Origin of the sequence: Caballeronia hypogeia, from assembly GCF_001544875.2 — a bacterium.
GTDB lineage: Bacteria > Pseudomonadota > Gammaproteobacteria > Burkholderiales > Burkholderiaceae > Caballeronia > Caballeronia hypogeia.
On record NZ_FCOA02000023.1, the window covers coordinates 90,866 to 110,355 of the forward strand.

At 57.3% G+C, this 19,490-nt stretch carries 17 protein-coding genes; 15 read left to right on the forward strand and 2 right to left on the reverse strand.

The features are described from left to right. Positions 1-72: 72 nt before the first annotated feature. From AWB79_RS27170 to AWB79_RS38495, 8 genes are all read left to right on the forward strand, one after another. On the forward strand, positions 73-1,524 hold the full coding sequence (locus AWB79_RS27170; protein WP_232471039.1) for an APC family permease: 1,452 nt from the start codon (positions 73-75) through the stop codon (positions 1,522-1,524). Positions 1,525-1,626: 102 nt separating this feature from the next. Further along, entirely contained in the window at positions 1,627-2,397 is a 771-nt protein-coding gene (locus tag AWB79_RS27175; protein WP_061170543.1) for an HpcH/HpaI aldolase family protein, read from the forward strand. Between the two features lie 17 nt (positions 2,398-2,414). Further along, positions 2,415-3,797 carry an MFS transporter gene (locus AWB79_RS27180; protein ID WP_157695860.1) on the forward strand — a complete coding sequence of 461 codons (1,383 nt, stop codon included), beginning with the start codon at positions 2,415-2,417 and terminating at the stop codon, positions 3,795-3,797. Between the two features lie 109 nt (positions 3,798-3,906). Continuing rightward, positions 3,907-4,737, forward strand: a complete 831-nt coding sequence (locus AWB79_RS27185) for a carbon-nitrogen hydrolase family protein (protein ID WP_061170545.1) — start codon at positions 3,907-3,909, stop codon at positions 4,735-4,737. 4 nt (positions 4,738-4,741) lie between these two features. Then, on the forward strand, positions 4,742-5,410 hold the full coding sequence (locus AWB79_RS27190; RefSeq protein WP_061170546.1) for an RraA family protein: 669 nt from the start codon (positions 4,742-4,744) through the stop codon (positions 5,408-5,410). A gap of 271 nt (positions 5,411-5,681) precedes the next feature. Continuing rightward, a complete protein-coding gene (gene paaK / locus AWB79_RS27195; RefSeq protein ID WP_061170587.1) occupies positions 5,682-6,992 on the forward strand; it encodes a phenylacetate--CoA ligase PaaK in 1,311 nt (436 codons plus the stop codon). Between the two features lie 191 nt (positions 6,993-7,183). Then, on the forward strand, positions 7,184-8,614 hold the full coding sequence (locus AWB79_RS27200) for an aldehyde dehydrogenase family protein (protein ID WP_061170547.1): 1,431 nt from the start codon (positions 7,184-7,186) through the stop codon (positions 8,612-8,614). Positions 8,615-8,698: 84 nt separating this feature from the next. Beyond that, entirely contained in the window at positions 8,699-9,049 is a 351-nt protein-coding gene (locus AWB79_RS38495; RefSeq protein ID WP_096031620.1) for a DUF4148 domain-containing protein, read from the forward strand. Positions 9,050-9,123: 74 nt separating this feature from the next. On the opposite strand, the gene AWB79_RS27205 is transcribed toward AWB79_RS38495, so the two are convergent. Further along, positions 9,124-10,011, reverse strand: a complete 888-nt coding sequence (locus AWB79_RS27205) for a polysaccharide deacetylase family protein (RefSeq protein ID WP_061170588.1) — start codon at positions 10,009-10,011, stop codon at positions 9,124-9,126. Positions 10,012-10,254: 243 nt separating this feature from the next. Then, positions 10,255-11,247: an AraC family transcriptional regulator gene (locus AWB79_RS27210; protein WP_232471040.1), complete on the reverse strand. Its 993-nt coding sequence runs from the start codon at positions 11,245-11,247 to the stop codon at positions 10,255-10,257. Positions 11,248-11,611: 364 nt separating this feature from the next. Here AWB79_RS27210 and AWB79_RS27215 point away from each other — a divergent pair, with 364 nt between their 5' ends. The 7 genes from AWB79_RS27215 (at position 11,612) to AWB79_RS27245 (ending at position 19,310) form a co-directional block, all read left to right on the forward strand. Next, the gene (locus AWB79_RS27215; protein ID WP_157695861.1) at positions 11,612-12,799 is read left to right on the forward strand and encodes a porin; all 1,188 of its coding nucleotides are present in this window, start codon (positions 11,612-11,614) and stop codon (positions 12,797-12,799) included. 74 nt (positions 12,800-12,873) lie between these two features. After that, positions 12,874-14,088 (forward strand): MFS transporter, encoded by a 1,215-nt coding sequence (locus AWB79_RS27220; RefSeq protein ID WP_063963556.1) that lies wholly within the window; start codon positions 12,874-12,876, stop codon positions 14,086-14,088. Between the two features lie 118 nt (positions 14,089-14,206). Beyond that, the gene (locus AWB79_RS27225) at positions 14,207-15,283 is read left to right on the forward strand and encodes a phosphotransferase enzyme family protein (protein ID WP_061170551.1); all 1,077 of its coding nucleotides are present in this window, start codon (positions 14,207-14,209) and stop codon (positions 15,281-15,283) included. 28 nt (positions 15,284-15,311) lie between these two features. Continuing rightward, a complete protein-coding gene (locus AWB79_RS27230; protein WP_061170552.1) occupies positions 15,312-16,649 on the forward strand; it encodes an aspartate aminotransferase family protein in 1,338 nt (445 codons plus the stop codon). Positions 16,650-16,709: 60 nt separating this feature from the next. Beyond that, complete coding sequence (locus AWB79_RS27235; protein WP_061170553.1) at positions 16,710-16,994, forward strand: hypothetical protein; 285 nt, start codon at positions 16,710-16,712, stop codon at positions 16,992-16,994. Positions 16,995-17,206: 212 nt separating this feature from the next. Further along, complete coding sequence (locus AWB79_RS27240; RefSeq protein ID WP_061170554.1) at positions 17,207-17,875, forward strand: type 1 glutamine amidotransferase; 669 nt, start codon at positions 17,207-17,209, stop codon at positions 17,873-17,875. Between the two features lie 193 nt (positions 17,876-18,068). Beyond that, complete coding sequence (locus AWB79_RS27245) at positions 18,069-19,310, forward strand: M20 aminoacylase family protein (RefSeq protein ID WP_061170555.1); 1,242 nt, start codon at positions 18,069-18,071, stop codon at positions 19,308-19,310. Positions 19,311-19,490 lie beyond the last annotated feature (180 nt).

The window sequence follows — 19,490 nt, forward strand, 5'->3', positions numbered from 1 at the left end:
CTTACTTTGCGCAGCGAATGTTTCACCGAGCGCGGCAACTGAATTAGACACGGACTTACAAGGGACGGTTCGATGGACAAGCTCATGACGTCGACAGATGCATCGAATTCTGCTCAGCAGGATAAGACGCAGACCAGATTTCTGACAATGTGGCAGGTGGTGTTCCTCGTGATTTCGGCTGCGGCCCCTCTCACGGGAATGCTTGGGGCAGTTCCTCCTGCAATCAGTTTGGGAAATGGCGCGGGGATTCCGGGCGCTTACGTCATCGCAGGTGCAGTTCTGCTTGTATTCAGCGTCGGTTACGCATCAATGAGTCGACACGTGACTCGTGCCGGCGCGTTCTACGCATATATCACCGCTGGCCTTGGCCGTCCTGCCGGTATGGCGGGAGCGCTTGTCGCGCTCGCTTCCTATACGTTCATTCAAGTCGCGCTTTTCGGACTGTTCGGCTTCTTCTGCAACGAAATCATCTCGCCGCTTTTTCATGTCGCGGTGCCGTGGTTTGCTTACTCGATTTTGTGCCTTGGAATGGTCCAAGTGCTAGGCATTCGTGGCATCGACCTCAATAGCCGAGTGTTGGGTGTGTTGATGTGCCTTGAGATGGGCATTCTGCTGCTGCTCAGTGTCGCCATTGTCGTTCACGGGGGTGGTCCGAGCGGCCTCACCTCGGCACCTCTCGAGCCAAAGCTCGTGTTAAGTGGTCATCTGGGCATTGCGGTCATGTTTGCTTTCGCCTCGTTCATTGGCTTCGAAGCTACGGCCATCTTCGGAAAGGAGTGTCGTGACCCGAGCGTTACTGTCCCCCGAGCGACCTACGTCTCTGTGGTTCTGATACTCGTGTTCTTCGCGTTCGTCACTTGGGCAATCGTCTGCGCCTACGGCGTGGGAGAGGTGACCGAGATTGCCAACAAAGTGCCCGGCAACTTCTGGTTCATACAGTCGGACCGGCACCTCGGTCCTCTTGCGACCACGTCGATGAGCTACCTTCTTTTGACAAGCATCTTCGCGAGCCTTCTGTCGTTTCACAACACTATCGTTCGGTATATCCATGGTCTTGCAGTGGACGGCATGTTGCCGCGTGCACTAACCCGCTTGCACCGCAAGCATCGTTCGCCGTACATCGCCAGTTATGTACAGACGCTTTCCGTTTGTGTGCTTGTTGTGCCCTTCATCTTCGCTGGAAGCGACCCCTATGGCGTGATGTTCAGCTGGGGAGCTGCGTTGGGAACGGTAGGAATCGTCTTTTTGCAAGCAGCGACGAGCTTGGCAGTCGCCGCCTTCTTCCGCCGAACACGCAAAGACACTCGAGTGTGGAACGCTTTCGTCGCTCCCGTCTTGGGGACAGTCGGCTTGCTCGGAGTTGGGGTAATTCTGTTGCGAAATCTGAAGGTGCTCTCCGGGTCCGATAGCCCGATTGTGCAGAGCTTCCCTTGGCTTCTCCTTGCAATAGCTGTGCTGGGCTTTGTTGTCGCCCTAGTTGTTCGCTCAAGGCGGCCAGACATTTACGAGCAATTCGGTCAGTAGTTCACTGTAGTTCCCGTTGAAATTTTGCGGACCATCGATGCCCGCGGGGCATCGCTTTGCCGCGCGTCCTTCCACTTTTGTTCGCATCCTTAGTGAGGTTTTATGAGCGACGCCGTATACGACAAGAATCATCTTGGCCTCTGGTTCTCCGGGCCCAATATCTCCGCCGCTGAAATCGCACGCAGCATTGGATACCGAACCGCGATTCTGGATATCGAGCATGGGACGTTCGACTTGGTTGCACTCGACCGTTTCGTGCCGTTCCTGAAAGCGCTCGGGTTTGAAGTGTTCGCGAAGATTCTGGGGCCTACTCGTGAAGCCGTGCAGCAGGCGTTGGATTTCGGATGCGATGCTGTGGCGATTCCGCACATTTCCAGCGCGGAAGAAGCGGCGCGGGTTTGCGGTTACGCCAAGTTCCCGCCCCTGGGCGACCGGAGCCTGGCTGGTGGTCGCACCACTAACTTCGTGTATCCGAAAGACGATTGGATTGACGAACAGAATCGAGGCACCAAGTGCTTTCCGATGATTGAGGATGAGCGTGCTCTGAAGGAAGTCTCAAAGATTCTCGCCCTTGATACGGTCGACGGCGTCTTTATCGCGCCGACGGACCTTGCGATTCGTCGCGGCCGAAAAATCTATAAGAAGACGGACGCCGACTATGCCGATTTCAAGCAAATCATCGAAGCAGCGAAAGCGGCCGGCAAGCCTTGGCTCTTTCCTGCATGGAGCCCGGAGGAGAAAGCCTTCGCGATTGAACATGGCGCTAGCCGTATGTTCATCGCAATGGAACAGTTTGCCCTTGCTCAAGGGCTGACAGCGGCGTGGACGACAACCATCGATTTGGTGGAAAAGCGCCAATCGAACAAGTCCTAATACTTGTGGGAGGAGACGTGGACCCGCTCAAAACAACACAATCTTCGAAAGTAAGCTCGGCTTGGTCGTTGGTGCTAGTGCTTTGCCTCGCGATGATTGTTTCAGTCATCGACAGATTTGCACTCGCACTGGTGATTGACCCTATTCGAGCTCAATTTGGCGTGACCGACCAGCAAATCGGTGCCTTGCAGGGTTTGGCATTTGGATTGTTTTACGCTGTGCTCGGCATTCCCTGCGGATGGTTGGCGGACAGGTGGTCTCGCAGAGGCACTATCCTCCTCGGCCTTGTTATCTGGGGATGCGCGACTGCGGCCTGTGGCCTGGTGCACAGCTTCTCAGGCCTTCTCATTGCGCGAATGCTTGTCGGGGCAGGTGAAGCGGCTCTTGCACCGGCTGCCTACGCAATCATTCACGAACGATTTGCGGCTGGTAAACAGAATGCTCCTCTGAGCGTGTTTCAGGTTGGAGCGGTCATCGGAGCGGGGTCCTCGTTCTATATCGTCGGCGGTCTGTACGACTGGTTGAAGGCCCACGGTGGAATCAACGCAATGGGGCTTGGTTCCTTGGCTCCATGGCAGTTGACGTTCTTGGCCGTGGCTCTGCCTGCAATTCTGCTGATTCCCGTGTTGTGGTGGGTGCTCGGCTCGAACGTCCGCGACGAGGAAACTACGGTCGCCCAGAATGAGACGCATGCTCTATCGGCTTCGCACGGCGGAGGCGCCTTCAGCTACATGAAGGGGGATTGGAAATTTGTAACCACCCTATTCATCGGCATGGGTGGAATTCTGACTGTGAACTACACACTGCTGTCTTGGGTTCCGACGATGTTCGTCAGAGAGTTCGGCTGGACTCCGGGACAGGTTGGTCGGCCCTACGGACTCATCGTTTTGTTTTCCTGTGGATTCAGCATGCTCGTTGCCGGAATGTTGGCCGACCGAGTACAGCGCAAACGCGGGCCGACTGCGGTCATTCTGATTCCCGCTTTCGGTGCGCTGGCCGCTTTGCCGACAGCCGCCTTCCTCCACTTCGCTCATTCGCCGTTGGCAATCTTTTGCTCAGTGGCGGTCCTTCACGCGCTGTGTTGCTGTGCTGTAGGTATTGCCCCCGCGCTGATTCAGACACGCACACCGAAGCCAATCAGAAGTCGCGTGTCGTCGGTGTATGTGCTGGTTGTGAACATTTGCGGTCTGTCTATCTCCCCGATGCTAGTTGGAATCACGGTCTCGATGTTGCCCACGGGCGGCGGAGCCTTGCGTACAGCTGTGTCGATTGTCGGGGTTGGAGGCGCGCTGACATCTTGCATTTTGTTTTTCGCTTTCATATTGAAGCAAATGCGAGCGCAACAAGCACTGCGTAATAACTTCGACGGGTTACAGGCCGTTCCGCAGCGAAACGACTGAGGCGGTTAAACGTGGCAGCCGCGTAGTTGCGGCATAGATTCAATCCGCCGCTTCGCCGGTTTGGAGGCTGGTCAATCGGCTCGATGCTCAATTATGAAAGGAGAAGAACATGAAGATTTCCGTCATCCAGATGACTGCAGGCGAAAGTAAGGTCGAGAATCTCGCGAAAATCGAGCGCCTCGTCGAGGAGGTCGTCGCTCGAGACCGCCCTGATTTGGTCGCACTTCCCGAGATGATTGCCTTCATTTGTGGCGAGACCGAGCGGATGGCCGACTCGGGCGAGCTGTTCCCGGGAGGCGACCTCTTCGACGCGTTTTCTGCAATCGCCAAACGACACTCCATCAACTTCCTTGCCGGGAGCGCAATGGAGTCGGCCGGAGCCGAGAACCGTGTATTCAACTGCGCGCTGCTTTTCGACCGGCAGGGTGAACTTGTCACCAAGTACAGGAAGATGCATCGGTTCGACGCCGTCCTGCCGAATGGTATGGAACTGAAGGAGTCGGACTTCGTTGATGCGGGCAATGATGTTGTATGCGTCGAGGTCGAGGGCATCAAGTTGGGACTTTCTATTTGCTACGACCTTCGTTTCCCCGAGCTGTACCGCGCCCTAGCTGATGCCGGCGCAGACGTCATTTTCGCGCCGTCCGCATTTCAGTTTCAGACAGGTGCTGACCACTGGGAAATTCTCCTCCGTGCTCGGGCCATTGAGACGCAATGCTATGTCGTTGCGCCGGACCAGGTCGGTTCATTCGGCGGCGGCAAATATTCCATGTGGGGTCACTCGATGATTGTTGACCCTTGGGGCACAGTCGTCGCCCAGGTGTCCAACGTGGAAGGGTCGGCCACAGCGACCGTCGATACGAAGCTCATCGGGAACGTTCGTGCGCGGATTCCCGTTCGGCAGCATCGCCGCCTAAATCAACCCAAGACGGAGGGCTGAATCGATGTTTCGTCTGAAAAAAATGCCAGAGAAAATCGGCTCTGAGCTCGTCGAGATGGCCTTGGGCGTTGAGCCCGCAACAATTGGGCACTTCCGCCTGACGGGATTTCCGCGCCCTGCGGTCCGCCCCGCGATTACCGTGCCGAGAATCGTGGGCCCAGCAGTCACGCTTGCATTGCCGGGTGCTGATTCGAGCCTTCTGCATCACGCGGTCAACCTCCTTCGTGAGGGGGATGTGCTGGTCATTGACCGACTTGGAGACGGTCATCATGCCTGTCTGGGAGGTGGCGTCGCTTTCGCATTGAAGAACAAAGGAATAGCGGGCGTCGTCATTGACGGGCCTGTTGCCGACCCACACGAGCTTCGGGAAATCGGCTTGCCGGTATGGGCGACCGGGGTGAGCTCGATAACTACTCGGCTGTTGGGCGTGGGCGGGGAAATGAACTTCGCCATCAGTTGTGGCGGCGCGGTGGTCCATCCAGGGGACCTTGTCATCGCTGACGAGGCTGGGGTAGTTTTCTTGCCAGTTGACGAGGCCCATGCGGACATTGACCGAGCCGCATCCATGCAACGTGCTGAGCGAGAGGCGTTGAAGATTCTTGCCACGAACTCGAACTTCGGTGAACTCTCGGGGGCTACTTCCCTCGTGAAAGCAAAGTTAAATTCCCAGTAACTGCGCCGTTCGGCGATGGCTCGGTCATCGCCGCCGCCGCCGCGTTGGTCGAGAACCGTCGTTTCACTTCTGGCGCGGAATATCACCTCATTGGCGCAATTTATAGCGTTCGCCAATTCGAATTTCTCTAAAAATTAAGCACTAGGCCGTATTTTGCGGCCTCGACTTCATGTAAGGCTGAGGTCGTGCGCCGTGCGCAAACGCTCGGTCGCGAGAAACATTGCGGCAGCAGAGCCGATGCGCAAGAACGAACAGGATGTCGGAGACGAAGATGCTGATGGAAACGAATGGTAAAGAACCTATCGAGAACGCGAGCCAGGATGAGCTACGCTCGCTGCAACTGCAACGGCTGAAGTGGTCGTTGTCGCATGCCTACTCGAACGTGCCACATTACAAGCAGGCTTTCGATGCTGCAGGCGTTCACCCTGATGACCTGAAGCAGCTTTCCGACCTCTCGAAGTTTCCGTTCACATCGAAATCCGACCTGCGAGACAACTATCCGTTTGGCCTTTTCGCGGTGCCCCGCAACCAGCTCGCACGTATTCATGCTTCCAGCGGCACGACAGGCAAGGCGACGGTCGTCGGATATACAGCCAACGACATCCAAACGTGGGCCGGAGTCGTGGCTCGTTCCGTTCGAGCGGCGGGCGGTAAGCCCGGCGACATGCTGCACAACGCTTTCGGATACGGGCTGTTCACGGGCGGTCTCGGAATCCACTACGGTGCCGAGCGCCTCGGATGCGCTGTGATTCCTATGTCGGGAGGCCAGACCGAGAAGCAAGTCCAGCTCATCCATGACTTCGAGCCACGCATCATCATGGTCACGCCGTCCTACATGCTGAACCTCCTCGACGAGATGGTCCGGCAGGGTATGGACCCAGCAAGTTCGTCGTTGGAGATTGGCATCTTCGGCGCCGAGCCTTGGACCGCAGCGCTTCGCAGCGAGATTGAGAGCCGCGCTGGCATCGACGCTATCGACATCTATGGGCTTTCCGAAGTGATGGGGCCAGGCGTCGCCTGTGAATGCATCGAGTCAAAGGATGGTCCGGTTATCTGGGAAGACCACTTTTACCCTGAAATTATCGACCCTGTGACAGGCGAAGTTCTTCCCGATGGCAGTCCGGGCGAACTCGTCTTCACCTCCCTCACAAAAGAGGCAATGCCCATCATCCGATATCGCACTCGCGATTTGACGGCACTACTTGCGCCGACATCGCGCTCGATGCGTCGGATGGCGCGCATCACGGGACGCTCCGACGACATGATGATTGTTCGCGGCGTGAACGTGTTCCCGAGTCAGATTGAAGAACTGATTCTGGCCATGCCGGAACTGAGTGCGCAGTATCAGCTGACGCTGAAGCGGGAAGGCCATCTTGACGCCCTCGGGGTACGCGTTGAGGCGCGCTCCGAATTGACCGCGTCGCTAACCGATGAGGAGCGCAACTGGCTCTCGAAAGAACTTCAGCGTCGCATCAAGACGATGGTCGGTGTCACGACTGACGTGACGGTCTTGGACGCGGGCCAAATCCCGACGTCGTCGACAGGTAAAGCGAAACGAATCGTCGACCTTCGCAATCGTTGAGGCCTGGGTTGTAGCAGCTTCCCACCTTCGTCCAGTGCGCTCGCGGTGGCGGAAAGGGTCATCAATTTGGCGCATTTTGCAAGCGACTCGCTGCTACTGACTTCGTACTCTAGCTCAATCCCTACGTCCGAAGTGGCTTTCCATTGACGGACAAACCCGAGTGCATAGGTTGTACAAGGAGACAGCACCGCATGAAGAATTACCTCAATGTCATCAACGGGAAGTTGGTCGACAGCCCGGAGTACTTTGACTCCCTGAGCCCGGCCACGGCGGAAGCCATCGGCCGGGTTCCGGTATCAACGCCAGCGCAAGTCGATGCGGCGGTCGCAGCCGCTCGTGCCGCGCAGCCGGCTTGGTCAGCTCTCTCAGACGCCGAGCGCAAAAGCGCGCTTCAGCGCGTCGCCGACGTGTTGAAGGAAAACGCTGAGTATCTGGCGACATGGATTACTCGGGAACAAGGCAAGCCGCTCGGCGGCGTTGGCCCCGACCAAGTGCCTGGTTCACGCTTTGAGATGTGGGGCTGCGAGGTTTGGACCCGCGTGCCGGCAAGTCTCGACCTGTCGCCGGAAGTGGTCTTCGAAGACGATACCCGACGCGACGTCATGTACCGTCAGCCATACGGTGTAGTGGCGGCTGTCGCCCCGTGGAACTGGCCGTTGCTCATCGCAATCTGGCAAATCGTGCCGGCGCTGCGCGCTGGCAATACCGTCGTCATCAAGCCGTCGGAGCTAACCAGCATCGGTACGCTGGAAATGGTTCGCCTGATGGCCGAAGCGCTTCCCCCCGGCGTCTTGAACACCGTTACGGGCGATGGCAAGGTCGGCGGTCTCCTCACCGCTCATACCGATGTCGATAAGATTCTATTCACAGGGTCGACTGCAACCGGCGCCCGTATCACCGCGGCCGCGGCGGAATCCGTGACCCCCACGACAATGGAACTTGGTGGTAACGACGCGGCAATCGTACTGCCGGATGCGGACCCCAAAGCAATCGCGATGGGCTTGTTTTGGGGAGCCTTCCTCAATATGGGACAAACCTGCGCTTGCATCAAGCGCCTCTACGTCCCCCAAGCTCTTCATGATGTTGTAGTGTCTGAACTCAAGGCCATTGCTGAAGCGCTCCCGATGGGCGACGGAATGAACGACGGCGTGGCGGTCGGTCCGATTCAAAACAAGAAACAGTACGACAAGGTGGTATCGCTAGTTGAATCGGCCCAAGCCGAAGGCGGCAAAATCGAATGCGGCGGAACCACGTCAGATTCTCGCGGCTACTTTTATCCGATTACGCTGGTGACGGGCCTGAATGACGGCGCTCGTCTGGTCGATGAAGAGCAGTTTGGGCCCGTGTTGCCCATCATCAAGTATCGGGAACTGGACGATGCAATTTCAAGCGCCAATCGACTCGACGTAGGGTTGGGAGCTTCAGTCTGGTCACCAAACCTGGACCGTGCGGCCGAGGTAGCAACGAAGGTTCGGGCGGGTACCGTTTGGGTCAATCAACACGGTGCAATCCACCCGATGGTGCCGTTCGGCGGAATCAAGGGTTCCGGGTGGGGAGTCGAGTTTGGCGTTGAAGGTCTGAAGGCAATGACTCAGCCGCACGTCATCAGCATCAAGAAGTAGCGGATGCTGGCTTCCCGGCTTGGCCGGGGAGTCAATTTTGCTGTAGCCGCGCCTCGGAAAAGAGCGCTGGCTCAAGCGGCGGAAATGATAATTTACGCCAAAGGTCCTCATTACTGCACCCCTTTCACGAGCGCACTACAATCGTTGACACCGCGATTACGCGGCAGCAACGAACAGGAGCCTCTCGTGAGACGAATCATTACTTTCCTTAGAGCTGGCGCCGTTGGCGCAGCAGTCCTATGCTCGGTCGCCCATGCTCAACCAACAAATAACGACGCCTCCCGCCCGTTGACGCGCGCGCAGGTTAAAGCCGACCTTGTTGAATGGCGGAATGCGGGTTACAACCCGCAGAGCTGGGTTGCGGACCCGGACTATTTTGCGACCATCGCTCAGCGTGTCACCGAGAATCGTCACGGACGTACTGTCGCGCAGTAAGGAAGAGGCGAGCTTTACTGTCAGGCGAGTGCCTATACAGGCGCGGCTCAGCCGCGCCTGTACGTACTGCGGATTTACACCTTCGTAATAGCGTGCACCCCAGTACGCATCGGATTCTTTTGTTTCCACTCTTCAAGTGGATTGGCCGCTCGCCACGAGCGCGCGTACCCACCCATGGTTGTGAACGTCACGTCTGCGTTTTCGCGAGCGTACTGAATAAAACGCTCGAGCATTCGAATACGACTGCCGCGCCCAATCGTCTGCGGATGCATGGTCAGGATGAAGACGCCGTCGGGACATTCGTTCACTGCGAAATCGAAGTCGTCCTTCCACATTCCCTCAAGCGTGCGGGGCGGAACGTATCCAGGAAAGAAGCCCGGAATGGTCTCAAACGCCGAGAAGTCCCCGAGAACGTGGCTGACGGGCATCTCGACCAAGTCAAGTACTTCACCGAACTGATAGGGCTCGTCTAGTCCCCATTTGTCGCCAGTGCGCGGGTAGTACGGATAGAAGTCGTTGGCGAAGCAGTTCGAATCCCACTCGAAGCCGTACTGAGTAAGCAACTTCAACGTATCGTGACTGAGATTGACCGCCGGTGAGCGATAACCCACGGGCCTGACTCCTGCAACTCGCTCGAGTGCTTCCAGCCCCTTCTCGAGAATCCGGATTTCACCGGCTTTATCGAAGTCAGCGGGATTCTCATGAACCCAGCCGTGGTGACCAATCTCATGACCTTCGTCGCGAATCATTCGGACCAAGTCAGGGAATGCGTAGGCGGTGTGGCCGGGAATGCAGAACGTTGCCTGGATGTCTAAGCGCTTCAGGAGGTTCACCACCCGCGGCGTGCCGACAACCGAGAATTCTCCGCGCGAAACCGTGGAGGGGTCATTTGACTTCGCCGTGCCAATCCACGACGAGACTGCATCCACATCGAACGACAGACAAACTGTGATATTGGGCATCTCCTGCTCCTTCCTCCAGGATGCGTCATCTCGATGCGCATCACTCATCTGTAGGCGTCGGCAAAACGCCTACGTTTTACGAAGCGGCCAATCGCCGCTGATTTAGCCGATTTGCGGTCGGCGGGCTTCTGCACTTTTCATAGTAGCCACACCAGAAATACGGCCGCATGGCAAAAGGTGCCAAAGTCGTGATAATTCGCGCCATTCCCGCCGGGCAATTGACGAGCATTGCAGTGCGCGAGACTACTCGCGCTTCTTGGCCGGACCGGAGGGGTCGGCGGCAGGTTCGTTGTCCGATGCCCAGTTCTGAGTCGCACGCCACAAGACCGAAGAGTCGGCGTATCCCACTGCTCGCGCAAGGGCGGCACGTGACATTCCGTCTTTCGCGGAAAGCGTCTCGACACTCTCCTTCCGAACCTCTCGAACAATATCCCGGACAGACGTGCCTGCGTCCGCGAGATGCCGTTGAAGCGACCGCTGCGAAAGCCCGAGGTCTTTCGCAATATCCCCGACGATGAGCTTTTCTCGGGACAACCGCCTTGCGACAAGGTCTCTCACTTGTTCGACGAGACTGTGGGGAATTGCCTCGCGCGCAATAAGGTCGGCTGCGTGACGTTCCATCATCGCCGCCATGTGGATGTCGGCGCTCTTGATTTGTGCATCTAAGTCTTTCGAAGACAGCAAAACCGCGTTCGTCTGCTGGCTGAACCTGACCGGGCATCGGAACATTCGACTGTAGGGTTTCAGGTCAGACGGCGGAGCGTGCTCAAACTGAACCTCGACGGGATTCCAATTGGGTCCGCGCACTAGCCGAATCATGTTGCACATCGCCGAAAGGCTGAATTCTGTGTCCTGCGCTCGCGGCCAAATGCTGGCGTCGCTGATTTGGTAGAACCAGCTGGGAGCATCATGCTTCAGCAGCAAGTCCATCGACGTGGAGCCCTGCCAAGACTCAATTGCTCGAGAGAACTTCCGCATGGCGACCTTCAACGTCGAAGAGGAGGTGAACACCAAGCCGGCAGGGCCGAGTTCCGAGAGGTGCAAGTCGCGCCCCAGTCGCAGTCCGAGTGTGGGCTCGCTCAGTAACGCTGCCGCTTCCTCAAAGATTTCGATGTACGTGATTACGGGAAGAATCTCATACGGGTCTGACAGCATTCTGCGATTGAGGCGATACCGTGTGAGCAAGCTCTCGGTATCTGCGCCCGCCGCGTCCAACGCCCGGATGAGGGGGCCCATTTGACCCGCTCGGCACAGAGGCGCACGTTGCGCACTTGAACTATTACCCATGATTTCATCAGTCCACCAATAAGACCTTTCTGAGCGCGGGTGCTCGCCTCGCGCTGCAAGCCCACCCTACCTAAAGCTGCTGCGCGGACGCTGCAGCCGACACGACTCGAAGATAACCCGATTCCCCCTACCAGAATCGTGTGGGGAAAACCCTGACGCAACCCCGTTTTGGCGCTTTTCGCAATGTCTTTGGCGCACTTTATCATGTATGCGCGTTTTTGACTGCTCAACAATTGAGCCCATCAACACACCACACGCTGTGCTTGAAGCAAAGGCGCTAAAAAACAGCGAGCTCAACCCCGGAGATTCTTCGATGACGCCGCGAGACATGAAATGCGACAAGGATGCACTGGCAATGCATCGGACTACGAAAAATTCGTTTGGTGAAGAGAAGCGACCGACGCGACCAATCGCAACTCTCGCAACGGCTCTTGCTATTCTTTGTACGTGCAGTCAGGCGCATGCGCAATCGTCTGTGACACTCTACGGCTCCATCGTGGACGGCATTGTCTGGGCGAACAATGTCGGTGGTTCGCACCTGGTCAAGCTGGCGAGCGGTGGTCACTGGTCGAACAACTGGGGCATTACCGGAACTGAAGACCTGGGCGGCGGACTCAAGGCGTTCTTCAACCTGAACAACACCTACAACTTCAACACGGGCCAATCGTATGGCACCAATGAAATGTGGGGCGGCTCAGCCTACGTTGGTCTCTCGAGCACTACCCTCGGTAAGTTCACGATGGGTCAGCAGTACGACTACTCGGTCGACTTCGTTCAATACTCGGCTCCCGCATCAGGGACGTTGTTCGCCTTCCACCCTGGCGCATTTGACCGCGTCCCGGGCGTCGCTTTAGCTAACACTGTCTCGTACGAATCGCCTCGCCTCGCCGGCCTTCGCGCACGCGGTATGTACAGCTTCGGTTCGGCAACGAGCCCGACCAACACTCGCAGAAGTTACAGTGCTGCGCTCGATTTCAAAGAAGGCAACTTCAGAGCGGAAGCCTTCACAACCAGCGTAGGTGGGACGTCCATTGCTCCGGGAACGGGCGCAGGCATGGCGAACTTCCTGAACCGCTCGCTCACCGCAAATCCAGCGCAGTCGATTGCGCTGCGAAGCACAGACATCTACGGCGTAGCCGCCGCCTATGACTGGGACAAATTCACCTTCCGCAGTAATTTCACGCGAATCTACTTCACCGACGCTAGCGCTGCGCAAAATAAGCAGACCGTCTCGAATGCGGAAGGTGCTATCCAGTACAAGATTCAGCCCGACCTGTACGTCAATGGCGGCTACACCTACTCCTGGACAAATGGTGTGCACTGGAATCAAGTGAACCTCGCAACTGATTATTTCCTCTCAAAGCGCACCGACATAATGCTTGCCACGAACTTCCAGCGCGTTTCAGGCCCTCCTGGGCAGGTCGCGAATATGTTCACGATTGGCAACTCGTCCTCACAGAGTCAACTCTTGTTCTATGCGGGCATCCGGCACTTCTTCTAAGCCACCACCGACGACCCGTAATCCTCTTCGATGCCGTCTGTCAACGGCTCTGAACAAACGCAACAGGATTTAGTATGAAACCTATTTCTGTAGGCAATCAAACAAGCGCGCCGGGCATATCGAGGGCGACGTACCTGTCCTTGGTCGTCATCACGGCCATCGTGCCGATGATTCTTCTAGTTGCCCCTGCAGCGGCGAGTCAAATGGCGCTGCAGTTGAAGCTTTCTCCGGCGCAAATTGGGACTTACTTCTTTTTCGAGCTTGGAGCATTCAGCTTGGGCACTATTCCGTGCAGCTTGGCGCTTCATCGGGTGGACGGACGACGCATTGCTCTGGTGGCGGCAATTGTTTTCTGCTTGGGCAACCTCGCCACTGCTTGGTTAGGTACAACATTCATCGCTTTGCTGGTGCTGCGCTCTATCACGTCGCTTGCAGCGGGTGTTCTTAACGTGCTTTGTCTAATGACCGCTGCGCGAGCGCACAACCCTGACCGCTTGTTTGGCGTGTGTATCACCGGCCAGCTCATAGCAGGCGCTATCGGCCTGTGGGTTTTCCCGCAACTCTTTGCATCCTTCGGATTGGCGGCGCTGTATGTCGCGATGGGACTCCTCGGAATTAGCTTTATCGCTGTGGCGCGTAACTTTCCGGACTTTTTGGTACGCCCGGAACCCGCTGCGTCAAGAACTGCTTCTGCAGGGAACTCGACCTCGGGCTTCGCATTGCCTGTTGTTGTGGTCCTGTCGGTGTTCCTGTTCTATCTTGCGATGGGCGGCGTATGGACCTTCGTTCATGGCTCGGCACACTCAGTTGGATTGGATGCGGCTACAGCCGGCAAGGTCATGTCCATCGCGACCATCATGGGAATCATCGGAGCAGGGCTCGCGTCCTATCTGGGAGGCAAGGTTAATCGCTCGCTCGTGCTCTGGATTGGATATGCAGTGATGGTCGCTTCGATTCTGGGCCTCTCCTACAAAGGCGGACTCGAAGGGTTTGTTGCGGCGGTCTTTCTGTTCAAGTTCGGTTGGACGTTCGTATTGCCCTTCATCTTCGCTGCAGCAGCGAAAGTTTCTTCGGCGCGACTTTTCGGAACTCTGTCACTTTTCGTTGGAGGCGGCCTTGCTTTCGGGCCGCTCATCGGTGGGTTCCTAATTCAAGCAACCGGAAGTTCCAAGACCTTATATGTCGTCGCGGCAATCGCCACCGCCGTGTCCGCGGTGATGCTCAATCGCATTGCCGCTGTGGGCAAGAGCACGCCTCTTTCCGTCGAGCCTGGTCTTCAGAATCAGTAGGCCATAAAGGATGCATGCGCAGCGCTTTCGATTGTGCATGCAGTAAGGGCGTCGTTGGTCCTGCAGCATTCGAGTGACAACGACGCCATCCCTAGCAATAACACGAGTCGTAAATCCCATGACCAAATCCAAGCAGGAGCATGAAGTATTTCACGAAGCCGCTCGCGCGTCGCTCGCGCATTGGGCTTGGCCTGAAGACAGCGAGCTGTCGCTGCTGAAGTACCGAGAAAATGCTGTCTTCAAGGCAGTCACTCCCGATGGACGGAAGGCTGCAATACGGGTCCATCGTCCGAACTACCATAGCGCATGCGAGCTTACGTCGGAACTCCAGTGGATGCATGCGCTCCATTCAAGTGGAATTCCCGTATCGCAGGCTGTCCCGACGCAAACGAACGAACTGCTCATCAGTGTGACCCCCGCTGGCTCATCTGAGCTCTTCTGGGTCGACATGCTTGCTTGGATTGACGGCGCGCCAATCGGCTCCGCCGAGTCTCGGGACTACGCAGACGCGCTGAGCGTCGAACCGGTCTACCGTGAGATTGGACGCTTGGCGGCGCTCATGCACGAACAGAGCTCGACGTGGAGTACGCCTGCCAACTTCTTTCGACCTGCGTGGGACACCGCCGGATGCGTCGGCATCAGTGAGCAGGTTGTCGACAACATCGGTGAACCGCTCTGGGGCGATTTCAAAGACCTCGATGTTCTATCGCAGGAACAGCGAGCGGTGCTTTCGCGAGCTGCCGAGATTGCGTCCGCCGCCATGAATGCATTTGGCACGAGTTCGGACCGCTATGGGCTGGTCCACGCCGACTTGGTGCCAGATAACCTCATGGAGACCGAGGCCGGTCTGATTGTCATCGACTTCGACGATTGCGGCTACGGTTGGTACCTCTGGGACTTGGTCACCGCTGTTTTCTGGCACCTCGGCGAACAAACCTACGACGACGCGCTGCGCGGCTACATCGATGGATACAGGTCGGTGCGAGAACTTCCCGATTCTCATCTTGCGTTGATTCCTTCGATGCTCGTGCTTCGAGCGCTTGTCTATCTCGGATGGATGCACTCGCGACGTGGAACCGACACTGCCCGTGAGCTTACCGCCCATGTCATTGCGACCAGCGAGCAACTCTCGCGTCAGTTGCTTGACGCCGCAGACCTGTCGTCTTCCGCTGCGTCGCCTTCTCTAACGAATTGACGAGCAACCGCTCAGACCAGGATTTTCGATGTCAAACCTCGCAAAGGTCGCCAAAGCGCGAGCTGAAGATTCCGTCGATACGCTTCTCGCGCGCAGAAACGCGCTTATGGGGCCGAACGCGCCCCTGCTTTATGAGTCGCCGCTGTACCTCACCGAAGGCAGAGGCGTTTGGTTATTCGACGACAAGGGCCGGCGTTACCTCGACGCTTACAACAACGTTCCGCACGTAGGTCACAGCCACCCAGCAGTCGTTGAGGCAGTAACTAAGCAGTTGGGCATGTTGAACACGCATTCCCGCTATGTCAGCAAAGTGGTTCTGGACTACCACGAGCAGCTTCTTTCGATTGTCGACCTGCCGCAGGCTCGCGGGGTCTTGACCTGTACTGGCAGCGAGTCGAACGAACTAGCGCTGCGAATGGCTAGGCATATTACCGGTCATGCCGGAATCATCGTTACGGACTACACCTACCACGGCAACACTGCTGCGGTTGCGGAATTGTCGACGGCATTTGACGTCAATCCGACGGGGCTGCCAAACTACATTCGCGCAATTCGCGCCCCGGCACTGCCACCGAAGGTCCAACGTGGTGAAGGCTCGCCGACTGAAGAGACGCTTAAAGCTGCCTACCTGAAGGAAGTAAAGGACGCCATTGCGTACTTCGATTCGCATGGTATTGGCGTCGCGGCCATCTTGCTCGACCCCATCTTCTCGACCGACGGACTGCCGGATGTTGTTCCTGGATTTGTGAAAGAGGCCGTCGAGTTGGTCCACCAAGCAGGCGGTCTCTACATCGCCGATGAGGTCCAGCCAGGACTGGGACGGTGCGGCGAGACCTGGTGGGGCTATCAGCTCCACGATGCGCAACCGGACATTATCACGTTGGGGAAGCCGCTCGGGAACGGGTATCCAGTTGCCGGACTCATCGGACGCGCGGAAATTGTCGACCGTTTCCGCAGCGAGGTCATGTACTTCAACACTTTCGGCGCCACGCCGGTCGCTTGCGCCGCGGGCTCGGCTGTGCTTCAGGTCATCGAACGTGAAAACCTCATCGACAACGCACGTGAGACCGGTTCGCTCATGCTTCGAAAGCTCTCCGAACTCACGAGCAAGCATGACTGCATTGGTGACGTCCGCGGCAAGGGCCTGTTTATCGGCGTCGAGCTGGTCGAGAAAGGTGGGCGCTACGAGCCGGACTCAAAGATGGCGAAGCGGGTCATCGAAGGTATGCGCAACGAAGGTGTGTTGATTTCAAAAATCGGAAAGTACGACAACGTGCTGAAGATTCGTCCCCCTATGCCTTTTACCGCAGAACACGTCACACAGTTCGTGGACTCGATGGACTTGGTCCTTTCGAATCTTCGATAGGCCGGTTTTCGCCATCCTTCCGGTCGCACTCCAACGAGCTTCATCAACCAATGGACCATCATGAAACCGATGACTAATGCTGTTCTGATGTTTGCGGCACTCGCCGTGGCTTCGGCTCTAACAACGCCTGTTTTCGCGCAAGGCCCTGCATCGGCTACATCGGCGGCGTCAAGCGTCAAGGACCTGAAAGCGCAAAAGCGTGCTGAGCGCAAAGCGCGTCGAGCAAAAAAGAACGCGGAACTGAAGGAATTGGAAGAACGGGGCTACCAGCCGGGCGGCTCGCGAATCGATGCTCCGCAGCCGGTGCCTCAAATGCCTGCCAGCGGCCAGACCTCGGCGAAGTAGTTTCAAGTGCCAGGACGGTTCAAGTCGGTACTAGGAGTTGCCCTATTGGCGCAGTTTCTCATGCTCTTGGCGCGTTTTGCAATGTGTTTTGACGCGTGAACTGAGCTACTATCGATTGAACTACTGCTGCACCGGTCTCTTGACCCCAAGCTTGACCGCCCAGTATATGGGCGGTCGCAGCCAAAGCGGCGAGCACCATTCGAGAAGACATCGTGAACGTAACCATCATTCAGCACGCGCCAGCATCTGGTCCGGGGCTCATCGCATCATTCATTGAATCGAAGGGGTGGAACTGGCGCGCGGTGACGCCCGACGAAATTGATGAACAAGGCTTAGTCGAGAAAAGCGACGCATTCGTCTCGTTAGGTGCTGCGGCCCATGTGTACGAAACGCAAATCGACTGGGTCGTTCGTGAACGTCGGCTCATGCGTCAACTGCTTCAGGACAAAGTCCCGGTATTCGGCGTCTGCTTTGGCGCTCAGTTAATTGCCATCGAGGGCGGTGGGAACGTAGTCCCGACCGGAGGCCGATTCGAAGCGTGGACGGCTAACGATACGGTTGCCGTCGAAACGTGGCGTGGGGAATGGATGCGCTTCCACGGTGACTCCATCAGCGTTCGGCCCGGTGTAGAAGTCCTCGCGTCGGAGAACGGCATCATCCAAGGCATTCGAGACGGCAATGCCGTCGGAGCACAATTTCACCCGGAGGTGAACAGCACGGTGCTCCGCGCTTGGGGCACGCACCCCTTCTTCGAGGAGCCTGAGCGCAAGATACGTCTGTACGCTGCTATCGACTTCGCGGAAGAGAACGCAAAAGCAATCGAACAACGTGCGTACGCGCTCTTCGACCTGTCGTTCAACATGATGTTGGGCAAGGCCTAACCATATTACGGGCCAGGAGCGAGCTCGCAAGTCGCTCCTGCTAGTGGAACGCCTTCGTTGCTTGTGCCCCGAGGCGTCAGCGGAACTGCCCCTTCTTCGTTCCGCGCAACTTCTACCTCAAAGATTGCAGCGCAAGCAGGGATGTCCAATGTCGTTGTTGTTCTCCTGCGGCACATCACGCTGCACTAATATCATGAAACTTATCCCTGAAATTGAATTGGATACGCCTGCAATCCAGGAAATCCGACGACATTTGCACGCCAATCCTGAACTCGGCTTTGACGTGCACGAAACTGCGGACTATGTTGCCGCGCGCCTTACCGAGTGGGGCATTACGGTCGAACGCGGCGTTGGCCGCACGGGCGTAGTCGGAACACTCAAGCGTGGTCGTACGCTTCGCGCCATTGGGCTGCGTGCCGACATGGACGCACTGCCAATTCACGAAACCAACGATTTCGCACACAAGTCAGCGAACCCTGGAAAGATGCACGCGTGCGGTCACGATGGCCACACCGCTATGCTGCTTGGCGCGGCACACTACCTTGCCAAGCACGGCGACTTCGACGGAATTGTGCATTTCATATTTCAGCCAGCAGAAGAAGCTGGCGGCGGCGCTCAGGTCATGGTCGAGGACGGGCTCTTCGAGCGCTTCCCGGTCGACGCCGTGTTCGGAGTGCACAATTGGCCGGGGTTGCCCGAGGGAACAATTGGTCTTCGCGACGGCGCGATTATGGCCTCGAGCAACCGCTTCAAGATTGCCGTCCGCGGAACCAGTTGCCACGCAGCTCGTCCCCATACCGGCCGGGACCCAATTCTCGCAGCAAGCCAGCTCGTCTCCAGCTTGCAAAGCGTCGTTAGCCGCAACGTTGACCCGCTTGAAAGCGCCGTTCTGTCGGTGTGCCAATTCCACGCGGGAACGGCAGACAATGCAATTCCAGGGGAAGCCGTCGTCTCGGGAACGGTCCGTACCTTCAACGAGAGGGTCACCGACCTCATCGAGCAACGAATTAAGGCGCTTTCGCTGGCAATTTCAACAGCCTTTGACTGCGAGGTTGACTGCAACTTCAACCGGTACTACCCCACAACGCAAAATGACCCGGACCAGGCCACCTTCGCAGCGAAGGTCGCGGCCGAGGTCGTCGGCGAAGACAAGGTCGTCCGGAACATTGAACCCACCATGGGCGCTGAGGACTTCTCTTATATGTTGCGCGCGCGCCCGGGATGTTTCGCGTTCATCGGCAACGGAGACGGAGCACATCGTGAGCATGGCCACGGCCTCGGACCCTGCGAGCTCCATAACTCTAATTACGACTTCAACGACGCCCTTCTACCAGTCGGCGCCAGCTACTTCGCACGTTTGGTAGAGAACTTCCTGGCGCATCCGAAGGGTGTCTCAGCCATCATGCTCGCAAGTCAGGCGCCTCAAGAGGTCTGAGACTACATCGCAACACAGCCAGCCTGAATACGCGCAGGACGTCGTTTCGTCCCGCGCGTATTTCACATCCGCACGAGGCTCGCAGCAGTTTGAGGCCTCAATCCCATGCCTTATTTTCCTGCCGACACCGGCGTTCCTGAGGCACGTCGGAATTCCGCACAAAGCCAACGGGAGGCATCC